The 16,333-nt window shown below is 55.2% G+C and carries 15 protein-coding genes; 5 read left to right on the top strand and 10 right to left on the bottom strand.

The genetic code is table 11. From position 1 onward, the window contains the following. The first annotated feature begins 79 nt into the window (after positions 1-79). The 3 genes from cysS (at position 80) to PFER_RS02230 (ending at position 2,519) form a co-directional block, all read left to right on the top strand. Positions 80-1,510, top strand: a complete 1,431-nt coding sequence (gene cysS, locus PFER_RS02240) for a cysteine--tRNA ligase (protein ID WP_048148284.1) — start codon at positions 80-82, stop codon at positions 1,508-1,510. Positions 1,511-1,586: 76 nt separating this feature from the next. Further along, the gene (locus PFER_RS02235) at positions 1,587-2,234 is read left to right on the top strand and encodes a phosphoribosyltransferase (protein WP_048148282.1); all 648 of its coding nucleotides are present in this window, start codon (positions 1,587-1,589) and stop codon (positions 2,232-2,234) included. Between the two features lie 12 nt (positions 2,235-2,246). Beyond that, positions 2,247-2,519: a hypothetical protein gene (locus tag PFER_RS02230; RefSeq protein ID WP_048148281.1), complete on the top strand. Its 273-nt coding sequence runs from the start codon at positions 2,247-2,249 to the stop codon at positions 2,517-2,519. Here PFER_RS02230 and PFER_RS02225 read toward each other — a convergent pair. The 6 genes from PFER_RS02225 to PFER_RS11820 form a co-directional block, all read right to left on the bottom strand. Continuing rightward, on the bottom strand, positions 2,513-3,313 hold the full coding sequence (locus PFER_RS02225; RefSeq protein WP_048148278.1) for a DNA integrity scanning protein DisA nucleotide-binding domain protein: 801 nt from the start codon (positions 3,311-3,313) through the stop codon (positions 2,513-2,515). The genes PFER_RS02230 and PFER_RS02225 overlap by 7 nt on opposite strands. A 48-nt stretch (positions 3,314-3,361) precedes the next feature. Next, positions 3,362-4,183: a metal ABC transporter permease gene (locus PFER_RS02220; protein WP_048148276.1), complete on the bottom strand. Its 822-nt coding sequence runs from the start codon at positions 4,181-4,183 to the stop codon at positions 3,362-3,364. After that, positions 4,180-4,968 (bottom strand): metal ABC transporter ATP-binding protein, encoded by a 789-nt coding sequence (locus tag PFER_RS02215; RefSeq protein ID WP_048148274.1) that lies wholly within the window; start codon positions 4,966-4,968, stop codon positions 4,180-4,182. The genes PFER_RS02220 and PFER_RS02215 overlap by 4 nt, the downstream gene beginning before the upstream one ends. Positions 4,969-5,012: 44 nt before the next feature. Beyond that, the gene (locus tag PFER_RS02210; RefSeq protein WP_048148273.1) at positions 5,013-5,360 is read right to left on the bottom strand and encodes a 6-pyruvoyl trahydropterin synthase family protein; all 348 of its coding nucleotides are present in this window, start codon (positions 5,358-5,360) and stop codon (positions 5,013-5,015) included. Beyond that, positions 5,361-5,939 carry a thymidine kinase gene (locus PFER_RS02205; protein ID WP_048148271.1) on the bottom strand — a complete coding sequence of 193 codons (579 nt, stop codon included), beginning with the start codon at positions 5,937-5,939 and terminating at the stop codon, positions 5,361-5,363. 119 nt (positions 5,940-6,058) lie between these two features. Then, positions 6,059-7,681, bottom strand: a complete 1,623-nt coding sequence (locus PFER_RS11820; protein WP_052696166.1) for a cell wall-binding repeat-containing protein — start codon at positions 7,679-7,681, stop codon at positions 6,059-6,061. A 47-nt stretch (positions 7,682-7,728) separates the two neighbouring features. Between PFER_RS11820 and PFER_RS02195 the strand changes: the two genes are divergently transcribed. Together PFER_RS02195 and PFER_RS02190 are read left to right on the top strand one after the other, a co-directional pair. After that, positions 7,729-8,526 (top strand): SPL family radical SAM protein, encoded by a 798-nt coding sequence (locus tag PFER_RS02195; protein WP_394296991.1) that lies wholly within the window; start codon positions 7,729-7,731, stop codon positions 8,524-8,526. Continuing rightward, on the top strand, positions 8,523-9,668 hold the full coding sequence (locus PFER_RS02190) for a DUF763 domain-containing protein (RefSeq protein WP_048148267.1): 1,146 nt from the start codon (positions 8,523-8,525) through the stop codon (positions 9,666-9,668). The genes PFER_RS02195 and PFER_RS02190 overlap by 4 nt, the downstream gene beginning before the upstream one ends. Here PFER_RS02190 and PFER_RS02185 read toward each other — a convergent pair. The 4 genes from PFER_RS02185 to PFER_RS02170 form a co-directional block, all read right to left on the bottom strand. Further along, on the bottom strand, positions 9,665-11,017 hold the full coding sequence (locus PFER_RS02185; protein ID WP_048148264.1) for an ATP-binding protein: 1,353 nt from the start codon (positions 11,015-11,017) through the stop codon (positions 9,665-9,667). The genes PFER_RS02190 and PFER_RS02185 overlap by 4 nt on opposite strands. Positions 11,018-11,178: 161 nt before the next feature. Continuing rightward, positions 11,179-12,948, bottom strand: a complete 1,770-nt coding sequence (locus PFER_RS02180) for a hypothetical protein (RefSeq protein WP_157255015.1) — start codon at positions 12,946-12,948, stop codon at positions 11,179-11,181. A 445-nt stretch (positions 12,949-13,393) separates the two neighbouring features. After that, positions 13,394-14,767, bottom strand: coding sequence for an ATP-binding protein (locus PFER_RS02175; protein WP_048148366.1), 1,374 nt, complete (start codon positions 14,765-14,767; stop codon positions 13,394-13,396). Between the two features lie 181 nt (positions 14,768-14,948). Continuing rightward, complete coding sequence (locus tag PFER_RS02170) at positions 14,949-15,800, bottom strand: damage-control phosphatase (protein WP_048148260.1); 852 nt, start codon at positions 15,798-15,800, stop codon at positions 14,949-14,951. Positions 15,801-16,333: the final 533 nt, after the last annotated feature.

Genomic DNA, 16,333 nt, shown 5'->3' with positions numbered 1-16,333 from the left:
TCCCTTCTTTGAATTTTCCATTTGCCCCAAACGATATTCTAATAAACATTCCCCCGTAGCTTTTCTAGGTGGTGAGAAGGTGGCCATAAGAATCTACAACACCCTGACGAGGCAGAAGGAGGAGTTCAAACCCCTGAGAGAAGGCGAGGTCAGGATGTACGTCTGCGGTCCGACGGTTTACGATTACACCCACATCGGTCACGGGAGAACTTACATAGCGTTCGACGTGATACGGCGCTACCTTGAGCACAGGGGCTACACGGTTCTCATGGTCATGAACTTCACGGACATAGACGATAAAATCATCAGAAGGGCCAACGAGACCGGTGAAGACCCCAAGGAGCTCGCGGAGAAGTTCCTAAGAATGTTCCTTGAGGACATGGAATCGCTAAAGGTCAAGCCGGCCGATATTTATCCCCGCGTCACGGAGCACATCGGGGACATCATTGACTTCGTAAGGAAGCTCCAGGAGAAGGGCTACGCCTATGAAGGAAGTGACGGCGTCTACTTTGAGGTCAAGAAGTTCAAGGACTACGGAAAGCTGAGCAAGATAAAGGTCGAGGAGCTCGTTAAGGGAGCGCGCGTTGAGCCCGGCGAGGGCAAGAAGAATCCAGAAGACTTCGCCCTCTGGAAGAAGGCCAAGCCGGGAGAGCCGAGATGGGAAAGCCCGTGGGGTGAGGGAAGGCCCGGCTGGCACATAGAGTGCTCCACGATGAGCACCAAGTACCTCGGTGAGAGCTTCGACATCCACGGCGGCGGGAACGACCTCATCTTCCCGCACCACGAGAACGAGATAGCGCAGACGGAGGCGTGCACCGGTAAGCAGTGGGTCAAGTACTGGCTCCACACGGGCTTCCTCATGGTGAACGGCGAGAAGATGAGCAAGAGCCTCGGCAACTTCGTGACGATTAGAGAGGCCCTCCAGCGCTACGACCCGGAGGTAATAAGGCTCTTCGTCCTGCAGAGACACTACCGCTCACCGCTCGACTACACGGAGGAAGGCCTTGAGCACGCCAAGAACAACCTTGAGCGCCTGTATAACACGCTTGAGAACATCCGCGTGGCGATGGAGAGGGCGGAGATATCATTCAAGTGGGGCAAGGAGGAGTTCGAAGCCTACGAGGCCATCAGAAACGCGAGGGAGAAGTTCTATGAAGCGATGGACGACGACTTCAACACGGCCGAAGCTATGAAGGCCGTCTTCGAAGTAAGCAACGCCGTAAACCGCTATCTGACCAACGTTGAGGTCCCGAAGGAGAGCATCCTGAGGAAGGCCTGGGAGTTCTTCAGGATTGTGAGCGAGGTCTTCGGCATCTTCGAGGACCACTTCAAGGAGCAGAAGGCCGGCGAAGAGGAGGCCCTGATAAAGCTCCTCATAGAGGTTCGCGCCCAGCTCAGGAAGGAGAAGAAGTTTGATTTAGCCGACAAGATAAGGGCCGAGCTTAGAGAGCTCGGAATCCAGCTCGAGGACACGCCGCAGGGAACCGTGTGGAAGAGGGTCAAGGTTTGATTTCTCCGCTCCCCACTTTTTCCAGGGGCGTAACCTTTAAATATAACCTTTCCCTTGCCCCGTTAAGGGAAACGCAATGAAGAAGTTTCCGGCATATCCAGCTTCTTGGGAAGACATTGAGAAGTGGGCGAAGGAAGGCGCTTTTAAGATACTCGAAGAGGGATGGAGGCCTGATGTTATCGTCGGCCTCGCAAGGGGCGGCTGGGTTGCGGCAAGGCTCTACTGCGACTACCTTGGCGTAAAGGACCTCATAAGCGTTAAGGTCGAGCACTGGGGCGTTACCGCGACCCCCGACGGAAAGGCGAAGCTCAAGTACGGCAGCAACTACAACCTCGAGAGCAAGAAGGTTCTCATCGTTGACGATATCAGCGACACGGGAGAGAGCCTAACGCTCGCGAAGAACTACGTTGAGGGACAGAAGCCTGAAGAGATTAGAGTGGCAACGCTCCTCACCATCAAGGGCTCGCGCTTTAAGCCCGACTACTACGGCGAGGAGATTGACTGGGCGTGGATAATCTTCCCCTGGAACTTCGTCGAGGACATGATAAACCTCGTGGGCAACCTCTTCGAGGAGAGGGATAGACTCACGACGGATGAAATACTCTCCCTGTTCGAGGAGCTCCACGGAATGAAGCTCCCGAGGGAGAGGCTTGAGGAGGCCCTCCTCATCGCGGAAAAGAGAAACGTATTTAAGAAGGAGGGCGAGTCCTGGCTCAAAGGGTAAGGGAGTGGGAGTTTGGATAAGGAAGAGGTAATCAAATCAATACGCGAACACAGCAACTACTCCCGGGAAATGTACTCCATGCACGAGGAGAGCGTCAACGAGGTCATAGAGAACTACGAGCAACTCAAGGAGAACTACCTCAACGAGCACTCAAGGGCGAGGATCGTTAGAATCGTGATAAGCGAGGAGTTCGACCTCCCGCTGGCCATAGAGTTCAACAGGAAGGACGATTCCTTCAGGGGATTCACGATAGCCATAGGAAAACCGCACATCAAGCATCAGTAAACGATCCTCGGGTTGTATTCGAGGATCATCTCACCGTCCCGGAATATGCGGATTACGCCGCTCTCCGATAGGGTTATGGCTATGGCCTTGGTCACCTTCGTTATCCCTGCCGCGGCTATGTGCCTGCTCCCAAGACCCTGCGGCACCTCCACTCCAAGTTTTTTGGCGTCAACGTCAAGGTAACGCCCCGCTGCCATCACGCGACCGTTTTTGGCTATGAGAAACGCCCCGTCGAGGAAGGCGAACTCCTTTATTATCTCCTTGGTTCTCTTTTCCAGGACGTTCAGGTTGTGCCCCTTGAACGGGTTGGGCACCATCTGGTGGGAGTGCCTCTGGACGTTCCGCGTGTCGCCGAGAACGAAGAGCGCCCCAACGGGCTTCCCCTCGCGTCCCTCGGTGGCGAGCTCGATGACTATGTCGAGGAGGCTCTGGAAAACGCTCTGGTGGCTTGTGAAAAAGGCCTTCTTGAGGATGCTTCCCTTTCGGGCCTCCTTTATCCCGACGGAGTCCGGGGTGATGTAAACGAAGCTGTCTCCTTCGGAGATGAAGTCGTTGTCTAGGAGGTAGGCGGTGATTATGTTGAGGACGTTCTTGAGGCCGAGGGCAGGGGAGAGAGGAAGGAATACCCTGTTGCCCTGTCTCATAAAGGAGGAACCTATTATAACCACCGGGAGGTCCGTGCTGATGGCGTCGGGCTCTATGGGCGTCATGACGACTATGGCCCGCGCCCCCACCTTCTCCGCAAGGTTTATCCCGCCCTCTATGAGCGCCTCGAGATACTTCCCGTTGCTCATCCTTACACCGGGTTATAGTATTTCGACGAACGCTTATAAGCTTTTAGCTTAACGCTTTAAGAGAACCGCCCCGTAGATGAGGCCGAGGATTATGGTGGCAATTCCGCTGGGCGGGATGTTCGTGACGTAGGCGAGCAGGATGGAGGAGATCTCAACTCCGAGGGTGAGGAAGATGCTTATGCCCAGGATCTTCCTGAGGTCGTCGCTGAGCATGAGGGCTATAGCGCCGGGCAGAACCGCTATGACCTGAAGGGTTATTAGACCAACTGTTTTGACTATCAGTGCGCCGATAACACCCACGATGACATAGAGGAGCATGAGGTATGCTCTGACACTCCCCCCGTGGCTCTCCACACCCTCGGGGTCAAAGCTTACGTAGAGGAAGTCCCTGTAGAGGAAGGCCATCAGGAAGAACACGAGGGCCCCGCCGATTATGAGGGCCTCCAGGTCGGCGAGCGTTATGAGGAAAACCTCCCCCGTGAGGTATGAGACTATGCTCGAGGAGAGTGCAAAGTAGGGCCTCGTCGCCATAACCTTGTAGAGCACGCCGAAGCCTAGGACGGTCAGTCCTGCAACGAAGCTCGACACTATTCCAACCGCGGCGTCGCTCGAGAAGCCCCTGTCCTCGAGCACCGCTATGAGAACGACAACCAAGAGGGTAACGACGAGGGCAACCGCCACTATTACCCCCATGTTACCGATTATAAGGCCGAGTATCATGCCGAGAACTGCCCCGAAGAGGAGGGAGTGGAAAGTCGCATGGGTCAGGAAGGCGAGCCCCTTCATGTTTATGAGGGGGCTGAGGAGTCCGAGGAGCGCGCTTATCATGAAGCCCGCAAGGAGGGCCCTCAGAACGTACTCCGGTATCATCTCCCCTCCCTCCCGTGGAGGTGGGTATCCCCTATTATGCAGTAGAACCTCTCCTCCAGGCGTATCGCCCTCGCCAGCGGCCCGTAAACTCTCGCTATGATCTCGTCCCTCAGCACCTCGTCGGGGCTTCCAAAGGCCACCAGGCGCCTGTTGAGGAGCATCACCTTGTCTCCGAGCTCTGCAAGCGGGTTCACATCGTGGGTGGTTATCATCATCGTAACCCCCATCTCCCTCTTAATCTTCCCCAAAACCGCCACAACATCAGCCCTGGCGGAGGGGTCGAGTGCCGAGAGCGGCTCATCCAGGAGGAGGAGACGGGGTTTTGAAAGGAGGGCCCTCGCAAGGAGCACGCGTTGCTTCTGCCCGCCGCTCAACTCGCTGAAGGGCTTATCCGCCACCTCGCTAAGACCAACGAAGTCAAGCACCTCGAGCGCCCGCTCAATGAGCGCCTTTCCAATACGAAAATGGACAAAACCCCTTCTGTAGAGTCTCCCCATCGCCACAACGTCCCTAGCCCTGAGGGGCACCCTCTCGTTGAGGCTGAAGCTCTGGGGAACGTACACCACGAACTCGCCCGCGTCCCCGGGGGAGAGTCCAAAAACCTTGAGCTCACCGCGGTACTCCCTGTGAAAACCTCCGACCGTGCGCAGGAGCGTGGTCTTTCCCGCTCCGTTCGGCCCGAGGAGGAGCAGCGTCTCACCCTCCTCAAGGGTAAAGCTAACCCCCTCAACGGCCTTCTGCCCCTCATAGTATATGCTCACGTCCCTCGCTTCAACCGCCGCCATGCCCTCTCCCGAATTAGACTGCCCTAAAAAGTTTAAAAAAGTTTCTAAAACTCCAGCTCAACGCCGTTCTCATCGCCCTCCCATAGGACGAGCCGTTTGAGGGCCACACCCTCAGGGAGCCCCTTCGAGACCCTCTCCGCGATCCAGAGGGCGATGTTTTCGGTCGTGGGGTTCTCGAATAGCGAATTGAGATTTCTGTGGTCGAGCCGGGCGAGGATTTCCTCAACCAGTGCCCTGAGCTCAAGGAAGTCCATGACGTAGCCCCTCTCAATGCCTCCCTCCACCGTAACCTCGAGCCTGAACGTGTGGCCGTGAATTTCCTCCGTGTTTCCGCCTATTTTCACGGCGTGGGCCGCCTCGAACTTGAACCGCTCCCTTATCCTCGCTTTCACTCAAATCACCTCGTGGTGGAGTCTGCATCTTGCTTCGTAGCTCTCCCTTCCCCCAACAAGTATCACGGGAGAATCCTTCGGGGCGGGCTTTCCATCTATGAGGCGCTGACTCCGTGTTGCTGGCCTTCCACAGACCGTGCAAACCGCCGTCAGGTAGACCACGTTGTCCGCTCTGACGAGGAGTTCGCGCGTTACATCAAATGGCTCCCCCTTGAAGTCGAGGTTTAAGCCCGATGCTATCACGTAGACGCCCTCATCCGCCAGTTCGTTGAGGGCCTCGACGATGGAAGGATGGAAGAACTGCACCTCATCAATGCCTATGACTTCGTACCCCTCCTCCTTCGTCAGGTCAACGATTTTTTTCACGCCCTCCTCCGTCGTGGGGACTATGTAAGCTTCGTACCTCAGCCCGTTGTGGGCCACCACGTGGTCTTCGGAATAGCGGGTGTCTATGGATGGTTTGAACAAAGCCGCCTTCCTCTTGGCGAAAATCTGCCTCTCAACGCGCTTTATGAGCTCCGTCGTTTTGCCGGCAAACATTGGCCCGGTTATGACCTCAAGAAACCCCTCGTGATTCATAGCACCACCGGAGGAATAGGGTAAAGGGGGAATAAAACACTATCGTTGTCACGCTATAACTTTTCCTCCTGGGTTCGTCAGTTTGCTTCCCCCTTTGAACGGCAGGGACTGGGCGCAAATTAACCTTCCACAGGTTTCTCCGTCCTGTCGAGCGGCTCCAGAGCGGCGAGGAGCAGGAGGAGAAGGCCCGGAAGAAGGTAGCGCTCATCCTGGGCGACCCACAGGAGGGGAAGGAGGAGGTAGACAACCCCAAGCACGAGTGTTTCTCCCGGTTTGAGCTCTCCTCTGAGTGAGAAGTACATTAGGAGGACCGCGGGGATGGGAATGTACTTCACGATGGACGGCAGGTAGAAGGAGAGGTTCGAGAGCACCGTTTGAGCGGTAAGCCCTTTGGCCGAGATTTCGACAACGTAGCCCTCAAAACCGTTTCCGGCGAGGGAGTAGAGGAGGGCGTAGAGGGCGAGGGAGAGGGCGGAGTAGAAGAGCACCTTCCGCTCCCGCCTCATCAGCGCGACCACCGGAAGTAGGAGTGCCTGGGCCCTAACTATTGAGGCGAGGGCACTCGGGAGCGATGCCACTAAAGGAAGGCGCCGGAGAAGGGCAAGCGAAAGGAGGAGGAGCGCTATGAACGTGAGCTCCGTCGAAACCGTCAGGACGTACTCTCTGAACAGCGGGAGGGCAAGGAACAACAGGAGCGCCATCGTGGAGAGCGGGCCCCTCTTGAAGTGCAGGTGCAGGGCGAGGGCGGTGATGAAGAGGAGGAGGATTTGGTAGAGAACCGCGGCCTCTATCCTAACCCCGAAGAGCTTGAAAGCAACGAGGAGGGCGTAGCTCAGGCCCGGGAAGCCCCTGCTTCCGACAACGGTCTCGTAGGTCCCGGAACTGAGGAGGGAGAGCGCCCCATCCATGTAAACGAAGAGCGTATCCCAGGCAAGCCTGAAGGCGTGGATGTTGTAGAGGACGAAGAGGGTCACCACGAGGAACGAGGCTCCAAGCCACCTGCGGTCGTTTACGAAGGGAAGCGATACGAGGGTGAGAAAAGCCAGAAGGGAAAGGAAGACGACTAAATCGGTCCTCTCGAAGCGAGTATTCCCCTCGAAGTAGCGACCGATGAGGGGAAGGTTCTGGTCGGTTCCGGTTATGAACAGCGTACCGTTGGCCACGATTATGGAGGGGTAGAGGGAGTACACTTCCGGCAGTTCCCCCGGCCACATGGCGTTCATCGCGGGGTTGTTCTCGACGTTGCCGATGAAGACCCTTCTCTCCCCCTCCCCCGCGGGAAGCTCGTTCTCGATCAGGGGGGCCCATCTCAGCGCGACGCTCGTGTTTGCGGGGACGAGCTCCCATTCCCCTCCCTTCCCTGTGAACTCCTTCACCTCCTCACGGGAGGGGTAGAGAACTATAGTTTCCGGATTGTCGAGGTTGAAGAAGTCGCGGAGGATTATCTTAGCCGTCTCGACCCTGTCCTTCCCGCCGTAGCGTTTGAAGTTCCCGACCTCAAAGAGCGGCGGAACGGCGTAGGGACCCCCGACGATTATGAGCTCGTCGGGGTTTAAAACCCTGATCTCCTCAAGGTACCTCTCGTCCTCGCTTCCCCAGGGGATAACCACGAGGGTCGCGTTCAAATGGTTCGCCAGATAGCGCGCTATCCCCTCGTCCTGGTCCGAGCTGAGCACGACGGTTGAGGCGGTAGCGGATGGAAGGAGGAGCAGGAGGATGATTATCGGGGGGAGCCACTTCATGGCCGAAAGTAGGAAGCCTTTAATAAAAGCGTTTCCGACATGAGATCATGGTGCGCGTCATCGAGAGGGATGCGAAAACGCTCTACACCCGCTCCAAAATCCCGGGCGTGGACTGGGTGGTAAACCAGTACGTTGGGTGCGCCTTCGCCTGCAAATACTGCTACGCGCGCTTTCTCTGCCGGTGGAAGCCCTACGGTGAGTGGGGGGAGTGGGTGGAGGTCAAGAGAAACGCTCCCGAGCTGGCGGCGAGGCACGTTAGGGGGGAGGTGGTGATGTCCACGGTGAGCGACCCCTACCAGCCCCTCGAGGCCCGCCTCAAGCTCACGAGAAGGGTGCTCGAAAAGATGGACAAAAGGAACAAACTCAGCATCCTCACAAAGAGTCCCCTCGTTACGAGGGACGTTGACGTTCTAAAGCGGTTTCCCTCGGTGGAGGTGGGGCTCACGCTCAACACCTTCGAGGGGAGGGAGAAGATGCTCATAGAGCCGCTCACGCCCACCCTTAAGGCGAGGCTGAGCGCGCTCAAGGTCCTCCACGAGGAGGGCATAGAAACCTACGCCTTTGTGAGCCCCATAATTCCAGGGATAACGGACGTGGAGGAGCTCGTGAGGGAGAGCAGGGACTTCGTGGGGAGCTACTTTTTCGAGGTGCTCAACCTGAGGGCGGCAGGGAGGGCTTTCAGGGAGCTCCTTAGGGAGCACTTTCCCGAGAGCTACACCGTACTCACGGACGATGAAAAGTTCTGGAAGTTCGTGGAAGGGCTGAAGGAGACGATAAAGCGCCTCGGGGTTAGGAGCGAGGGAATAGAAATCCACCGGGGAGGATGGGAGATGGTGAGGGTATGAGGAACGTAGCTGATTTGCCGCTCCATGGAGGGCACGTTCCAGCGTGGCTCGCCCAGAGGATGAGGAAGCTAACCCGCTTAGTCCTCCTTCTCGCGGTGGAGGAGTACGGGACGAAGGGGCTCCTCGAGAGGCTCTCCGACCCGGTGTGGTTTCAAGCGTTCAACAACGTCATAGGCATGGACTGGGACTCATCGGGCTCTACAACGGTAACCGCCGGAATGATAAAGGACACCCTATGGAAGGAGGAGCTCGGCCTTAAAGCGGCCGGCGGAAAGGGAAAGAAGAGCCGTGCAACACCGGAGGAGCTGAAGGCTATAGGGAAGCTCTACGACCTCAATCCAGAACCATACGTGAGGACTTCCCGGCTCGTTGCGAAGGTTGACACGGTGGCGCTTCAAACGGGCTACCAGCTTTACCACCACGTCTTCTTCCTGGACGAGGAGGGCAGCTGGGCGGTAATACAGCAGGGGATGAACGAGCGGGAGAGGATGGCGAGGCGCTTTCACTGGTTTAATAGTGAAACCTTCATTCTCGACCCCCACAAGGCTATAGCAGGTTTGGAGAGGGAGTTCGCCCTCAACACCGTCTCAAAGGAAGCTAGGGAGTACCAGAAGACGCTCCTCGACGTTGTCCAGGAGAGGCCGGAGAGGATAGAGCGGGAGCTCGAAAGCCTGAAGGCAATAGCGAAGGGCTACCGTCCGCTCGTCTACTACAAGCCGAGGGAGCCGTGGGAGAAGGACATGATAAAGCGCTACGAGAGCCTTGGAAGGTTTGAGCTCAACAAGAGAGCACTGGAGTTCGCCCGCGAGTTAAGTGTTAGCAACTACGAGGAATTTCTGCTCCTGAAGGGCCTCGGGCCAAGCACGCTCAGGGCGCTCTCGCTGGTTCTTGAGCTGGTCTACGACGTCCACCCGAGCTGGAAGGATCCTGTAACCCACCCGCCTGACCCCTTCAAGTTCACCTACGCCGTCGGTGGAAAGGATAATGTGCCCTTCCCGGTAGACATGCCCGCCTACGACGAGCTGATTTCATTCATGGAGGAACTCGTGTCGAGGCACCCCGAGGAGAAGGCCCTCGTGAGGAACGTGACAAAGATAACAAAGAGCTGGAAGTTTCCGGAGGGGGAGAAGAGGGCAACTTAGGACTTGAACATGTCTTTGAGGTCGAACACCAAGTAGCCCTCATCGGCGAGCCTCTCCTTCCCCTCGATTCTCCTCGCCACCAGCCCAAACCTCTTCGGTAGACCTTTCAGCTTGTTTACGAGTTCCGCCTTCCTCTCAAGGTCTTTTAGAATTCCCTTCGCTTCCCTCTCCTTCAATTCCTTCCACTTTACCTCAAAAAAGTGGGCTGTTCCACCCTTGAGCCCCACGACGTCGATTTCTTCTCTCCTACCCCACCACCTTCCGGCACGCTTGAAGGCGAAGCGCTTCCACAGGAAGTCGAGGGAGGCTTTTTCAAACACCCTGCCCATGTAGTGGTCGTAGTCTCTCTTTACAACCTCCAAGGCTTCACTGTAGAGTTCCCTTTCGACGAGCTCCCTGTTAGGATAGACGAAGCGGAACCAGAAGGCGTAGTAGTTGTCGGCCATCTCGTACCTCATGTTCCTTCTCTTCTCCGGCTCAAAGGCAGGGTAAACCTTTCTGACCACCCTTATCTTGGCGAGGTTGTCGAGGTACTTCGAGACCACTCCCCTGTCAAATCCCGTGTAGTCCACTATCTCTCCGTGCTTCGTCTTTCCGAGCGATATCGCCCTCAGGATCGCGAAGTATCTCGCCGGCTCCCTGAACTCCTGCCTCAGAAGAAACTCGGCCTCCGCGTAGAGGAAGCTCTCCTTCCTAAGCATGAGGTTTTCGAGGTTTTCCCAAAAGCTTAGCTCATCCCTGAACTGCCGGAGGTAAAGGGGAATGCCGTCAACGGCACCGTAGACCCTCATAAGGTCCCCCTCCGAGTAGGACGGCAGGAACTCCCTAACGTGCCAGTATCTCAGCGGTTTAAGCTCGATCTGCATCGTCCTCCTGCCGTAGAGAGGGCTTTTATACCCGAGGAGGTCCTCCATCATGCCTATGGACGACCCCACGAGCACGAGTTTCACGGTGGATTCCTGAAGGTGGGAATCCCACGCTTTCTGGAGCACCGAGGGAAAGGCCTTATCGTGCTCTACGATGTAGGGGAGCTCGTCAATCACCACGACGAGCTTTTCACCCTTTCTGGCAAGATATTCAAAAAGCTCAAGCCAGCCGAGGTCCGACCTCCCGAGCACTGGATCGTCAAAGAACTCCGCTACCTTCCTCCTGAACTCCCCAAGGTTTTCTTCCCCCCTTTCATCGGCGAGAAAGTACACCGCAGGCTTCCCCTCAATGAATCTGAGGGTGAGAGCAGTCTTGCCAACTCTTCTCCTGCCGTAGATAACTATCATTTCTGACCCTTCGCTTTTCCATGCCCTTTCGAGGGCATCGAGTTCGTTCTTCCTGTCAACAAATTGTTGTATCATGATTAGTCTAATCGTATTGCAACTATTTAAGCCTTGTGCTTGAAGACTTCACTCAAAAACTCGTAGTGCACAAAAAATCAAGAAATTGTGCACTATACTACACAAAGGAAAAGGGAAATTAAGGAGCGCCCTTTCTGGGCTTTCTTCACGTCTATTACTACTCATTCACCAAGCAGACTCTCAAGCTCTCTCCTGTTCCTCTCAACGCCTTTTAATGAAACCTTCTCCCTCCCGAGCGAAGGCACCCCGGCGAGGACTCTAACGAGAGCATCGTGAAGGCTCTCCATTTCTCCCATCAAAGCCTCAAAGACATAAGCCTCGGCGAGCAGGTAGCGGGAAGCCCTCGCGTGCGCGTACTCGAAGAGAAAGCCCTCAGCGCTCCCGTACCTTTCCTTGAGCCTTTTGGCCCTGAAGGGGAGGAGCAGGGTATCAACTAACTTCTCGGCCTCTTCCCCGCTCAGGTAGGACTTCAAGTAACCCTTCAGCTCTTCGGCCCTCTCCTCGGCTTCCTCCTCAGAGAGACTGCCCTCCGTGAGCAAGACGGCGAAGTCTTCCACCCTCTTCCTCGGCGACTCCCTCCTGAAGAGGCCGACCCTCCCCTCCGGCAGCTTCTCCACCAGAGGCGAAACCTCAGCCTCAATCTTCTCAAGGTACGAGGCATCCTTCATGAGTGCCAGAACCCTTGAAAGCTCTCTGAACTCTTCCTCAAGCTCCCCCGGAATCTCTACCGAGAACGGGAGGAGCTCCGGGGTCTTTCTCAGGATTCCCGATAAGAGCGCCTCGATCTCCTCACTCCTCTCCGGCAGTCCCCTGATGGCTGTTGACTCAAGGGCAGAGAAGGTCATTCTCCCAACGGTGGCCATGCTGAGGGCCCTTCTCAAATCTTCCTCGGTTGGGTTATCCCTCAGCCTTTCGAGGATTGGGAGCCATTCGACCGGAACCTCTGGAGCGGTAAGCTCGAACTCTTCCATCGCCTCAAGGAGTGCCTTGACCGCTCCGGGCGAGGACTTTAAGAGCTCTTTAGCATCGACCCCCCAGAGCCTTGAGAGGTCTTCGAGCGAGAGGAGGCCGGCTGTAAAGAGATTTAAGCTCCTTATAACGCCCTTTCCTTCGGGGAGCTTCCCGTCGAGGGCTTCAAGAACTTTCGCGATCCTTAAAGCTCTTGAAAGGGGTTCGTTCTCTTCCGAGGCTTTCTTTATCACTGCCGCCGCTGCCTTTGGCCCCACCCTCGATACCATTCTGTGGAACTCCTCCGTCGGGACGACCACGGGCTTCCCGTTCTCCTCCTCCACCTCTACGAGCCCCTCCCTCTCCAGCCACGCGAATATCTTTGCCTTCCTCTCCGCGGTCTCTCTGCCCTCTAACTTTACGTCTATCCCCATGCTCTTCAATGCCTGTAACGCCTTCTCCTCCACGGACGGTTCTGTCTTTGTGATGGTTTTGGTGGTCGGCATCTTTTCCTCTTCTTTCGGTACCTGCGGCGCACCCCTCTTCATGATCTCAGAAACCCTGTTGCTGTGCTTCTTCAGAACATCCTCGAGCACTACCTCGTACCAGTAGTCTCCTAGTGATTTTCCCTTCACTCCCCAGCTCCTATCCTTGTTAATCTGGGTTAGTATTTTCTCGCGGTGTTTGAGAACAGACTTCTTATCAGGAAACACTTCGTACACGATTTGGGACAACTCCTTCGCCAGATCTACAACATCCTGCTTAGCTGTTTCCGGAAGGAGGCCTTCCTGCACGAGCTCGTTCACCTTTTTCTCCAACTCATCGATTTCCTCGGGTTTTGGAACCCTGTGTCCCAGCCTTTTCGGTAGCTCCACGGATAATGCCCTGAACGCGTCCTCCAGATCCAGGTTGTGCTTCATGGCGGTTAGCGACGTCAGCAGTCGGTAAAACAGGGATAGCTTTGGATACTCCCATGCCGGCACTTGCTCAGCATGCTTCCCGTACCCCTCTACCCATATCCCGAAGCCCCTGAGTTGTTTACCATCAGCCAATATCTGCGTTCCGTACTTCTGGATATCTGTCTCCTTCGCTTCTGGGTAGAGGGTCTTTACGATCTTTCTGAATAGGCCAAAGTTACTATGAAAACGCGGAAGGTGTTCGTTCAGCGCTTCGTAATATTTTTTTCCTCTTTCGTCTCGGTTCGAATATGTCCCTTTTCCGTTTTGCCTATTTCTCTTTTATACGGCCCGTACACCTTTTTACCCTCCCACGGTTATTTTTGCATCCCCGATTGGCTCCCTCTTTCGCTCTCCTCACTCGTTACCCCAACCACTTGGAGTATTCCCCTGAGAAAATACGCTTTAATCCCTAAAACGCTTTCGAAGATGTCCAGCCAGAGGTTTTCAACCCAGTGAAGATCCTTAAAAATCACTTCCCTAACTGCCCGAAGTTCCCCAAGTCCCAGACCAGCCAGCCTTCTCCTCTTAGTCTCTCCTTTCTCTCGACTTTTTTGGCGACCAGCCCGTAATATTTCTCCCAGCCGTCAAGCCCGACGAGCTCGGCCTTTCTTTCAAGGTCTTTCAGAATTCCCCTCGCTTCTCTCTCGCTCAAATCCTTCCACTTAACCTCGACGAACAACGCCTTCTTCTCCCGCTCGTTCAAAGCCACCAAATCAATCTCCTCCCCCTTACGCCACCAGCGGCCGATCTTGGTAAAGCGGAAGGGGAGCTCTCCAGCCCTGTTCAGCTCAACCAGAAACTGCTTCGCTATCCCCTCAAAGGCTAAACCGAGGTACTCGCTGAACTCGTCCTTTATACCCTCCACGACGTCGAAGCCCATCTCTATCTCGTCCCTCCGAGGGAAGGCGAACCGGAACCAGAAGTTGAAGAGGGCATCGCTTATCCTGTAAACGCCCCTCCCCCTGCCGACCACGGGCTTTTCCTCTCGAACGTAGCCCATCTCCTCCAGGACGTTGAGGTACTTGCCGAGGCTCTTCGTCTCTATCTTCGCCTTGTTCGCTATCTGGCCGAAGCGCGTGTAACCGAGCGCTATCGCCCGAAGTATGGAGAAGTACCTCGAAACGTCCCTGAGCTCCTCCTTGAGGAGGTACTTGGGCTCGTCGTAGTACTTCGCCCCCTTCGAGAGGAGCAAAGCTCTCATGTTGTCCCAGAAGCCCTTACTCGGGTCGTAGTCCGCCCAGTACTGGGGGACGCCGCCGAAGACCGAATAGACCTTAACGGCAGTCTCGATGTCAATCGGGTGGAACTCAAGGGCATCGAAGAAGCCTATCTCGTCCACCTTCCAGGCTCCCGTTCTCCTTCCGTAGATAGGAGACTTTGCTGATAACATGCCCTCCATGAAGGAGACAAGGGAGCCGCAGAGGACGAGCATTATCCTCGTGTTCGAGAGGTGCAAATCCCAGTACTTCTGGAGCGTGCTGAGGAAGCCCCTGTCCGACCGAGCGAGATACTGGACTTCATCTATCACCACAACGAGCCTCTCCCCGCTCTTCCCCGCCAGATAGGTGAAGAAAGCCCCCCAGCTCCTTATGGGGTTCTCCCTAAGGAAGGGGTCTTTGAAGTAGTCGGCCAGTCTTAATGAGAAATCCTCGAGGTTGGTCTCGTTCTCCTCCGCGAGGAGGTATACCCCACCGGTCTCCTCAAGGAACTTCCGCAGGAGGTAGGTCTTCCCAATCCTCCTCCTGCCGTAGAGGATTATCAGCTCTGCCTCTCCAGAGTTATAGCGCTCCCTCAGGAAGTTCAGCTCCGCCTCCCTGTCAATGAACTTACTCGTGAGTATCATACTCTTGAGTAGGTTTTTGAACTTATAAGGGTTTCGAAGTCCCTCAGCACATCCTTCCTCCTCAACGCTTTTAGCTACTGCCTCTGCGGCCCTTCCCTCTGAGACCAACGAATTTTCGAGCTGTAGTAATAAGATCATGATCAAAATATCCCGCTGGAGTTTCCGAAAGAGGAGAAGCGGCCTACCTGGCCCGCATACACACCATGCTCCCCTGCGGCACCCCAAGCTCCCTCGCTATCGGCCTGCACTTCGCCTTGAGGAGGTAGAAGACCCTGGTATCGTTTATTTCGCTCAGCGTCTCAAAGTTGCCCTGGCCCTTCGCTATTATCACGTCGGCACTTTCGAAAATGCTCTTAAACTCCTCGGAGACCCTGTCGAGCGGAACCCCAACGATCCTCGTGCCAGTTGAGATTACCCTCCCAAGCTCCTCGAAGCCCGCTTTCTTCAGGTCTTCAACGGTGGCGTCGTTTATCATCGGCTCCTCCTTGCCCGCTATGTAGATTTCAAGGTGCGGAAAGGTCTCTTTTAGTTTTTTCAAAAAGAGCCTGTCGAAGTAAATCTCCCCGCAGTTGTCAGTGAGGTAGAGGAGGGTCTTCGCGCTTTTGAGAGCCTCAAAAAGCTCGTCTGAGTGGTCGATGTAGAGCTCCTCTTTGAGCATGGTCTTTACGTCTTCCTCGATCTTCTCTGGAGAGTAGCCTACTGCGAAGTCAATCACGTTCCCAATGATGGCGAGCTTTAGGGCCGTTCTGATGTCCATTTCCTCCTTTTCGAGATCGCTTACGACCTTCTCCGCAAGCTTGTTGGAGAGTTCCTTGTACTCTTTGAACGGGTCGTCATTGCCTATGACCTTGTAAACGCCGAGGAAGACCTCGCTCCCGAAAATCGCTGGAACAGAGTATCCACTTATGCTTGCCATCAGCTTCGCCGCCTCGATAACGCCCTTCTTCCGCAGTTCGAGATTATCTGTACCCATCTCCACTATCCTCTGGCACTGGTTGGCGGCGCAGGCAAAGCACTCGTAGTGTATCTTCATCCACACCACCGGAGGGGGAAGGGCACCGCCCTTTTTAACCCCACCGGTGAAATGTTCTGGAGAGGATAATCTCCCGTCATCCGTCAGGGACGCTTGAATGCCAGTGAAAGCGGCGCTGAAGCTTTTAGAAAAAGTTTGACCGAAGAAACTTTGCTTGTAAGGTTTCATCAAAGTTGGTGGTTCTTGTTCGCGAGCTGTTCTGAGTGGATTTTTCTTAGAAACCTGTCCTGTGGTTGTGAATTCTAAGCCCAGTATGCTTTTTACCCGTGAGTTTCCATTGTAAAAGACGCCCGAAGGGCGTCAAAGTGAGAAAAACTCCTGTTCAATTGGGCAATATTTGAGAAATTCCACCCTAGGAGAGGTTTTTAGAAGGAATTCCCTAGTAAAAGTACAGTTTAGAAGGAACCACGAACCTTGATCAAACTTTTGCTCAGCAAACAAACTTTCCACAGCAAAGTTTGATCAAAGGGGTTCTGCCTCTTAAACGGGCAGGGAATTAATCGTGCAACGGGCAAGTGCCACTGAAACAGGTT

Source organism: Palaeococcus ferrophilus DSM 13482 (assembly GCF_000966265.1).
In the GTDB taxonomy this organism is placed as follows: domain Archaea; phylum Methanobacteriota_B; class Thermococci; order Thermococcales; family Thermococcaceae; genus Palaeococcus; species Palaeococcus ferrophilus.
The sequence above is the reverse complement of the archived record's forward strand: the minus strand, read 5'-3'. Positions and strand labels throughout refer to the sequence as shown.

What these genes read in the sequence shown, in the direction of transcription:
- PFER_RS02215 (WP_048148274.1), bottom strand. Translation starts at nt 4,968, where the DNA reads ATGGCGGCGGTTGAAGCGAGGGACGTGAGCATATACTATGAGGGGCAG.
- PFER_RS02170 (WP_048148260.1), bottom strand. Translation starts at nt 15,800, where the DNA reads ATGAAGATACACTACGAGTGCTTTGCCTGCGCCGCCAACCAGTGCCAG.
- PFER_RS02235 (WP_048148282.1), top strand. Translation starts at nt 1,587, where the DNA reads ATGAAGAAGTTTCCGGCATATCCAGCTTCTTGGGAAGACATTGAGAAG.
- PFER_RS11820 (WP_052696166.1), bottom strand. Translation starts at nt 7,681, where the DNA reads ATGAAGTGGCTCCCCCCGATAATCATCCTCCTGCTCCTCCTTCCATCC.
- PFER_RS02185 (WP_048148264.1), bottom strand. Translation starts at nt 11,017, where the DNA reads ATGATACAACAATTTGTTGACAGGAAGAACGAACTCGATGCCCTCGAA.
- PFER_RS02190 (WP_048148267.1), top strand. Translation starts at nt 8,523, where the DNA reads ATGAGGAACGTAGCTGATTTGCCGCTCCATGGAGGGCACGTTCCAGCG.
- PFER_RS02205 (WP_048148271.1), bottom strand. Translation starts at nt 5,939, where the DNA reads ATGAATCACGAGGGGTTTCTTGAGGTCATAACCGGGCCAATGTTTGCC.
- PFER_RS02220 (WP_048148276.1), bottom strand. Translation starts at nt 4,183, where the DNA reads ATGATACCGGAGTACGTTCTGAGGGCCCTCCTTGCGGGCTTCATGATA.
- PFER_RS02195 (WP_394296991.1), top strand. Translation starts at nt 7,729, where the DNA reads ATGGTGCGCGTCATCGAGAGGGATGCGAAAACGCTCTACACCCGCTCC.
- PFER_RS02225 (WP_048148278.1), bottom strand. Translation starts at nt 3,313, where the DNA reads ATGAGCAACGGGAAGTATCTCGAGGCGCTCATAGAGGGCGGGATAAAC.
- PFER_RS02175 (WP_048148366.1), bottom strand. Translation starts at nt 14,767, where the DNA reads ATGATACTCACGAGTAAGTTCATTGACAGGGAGGCGGAGCTGAACTTC.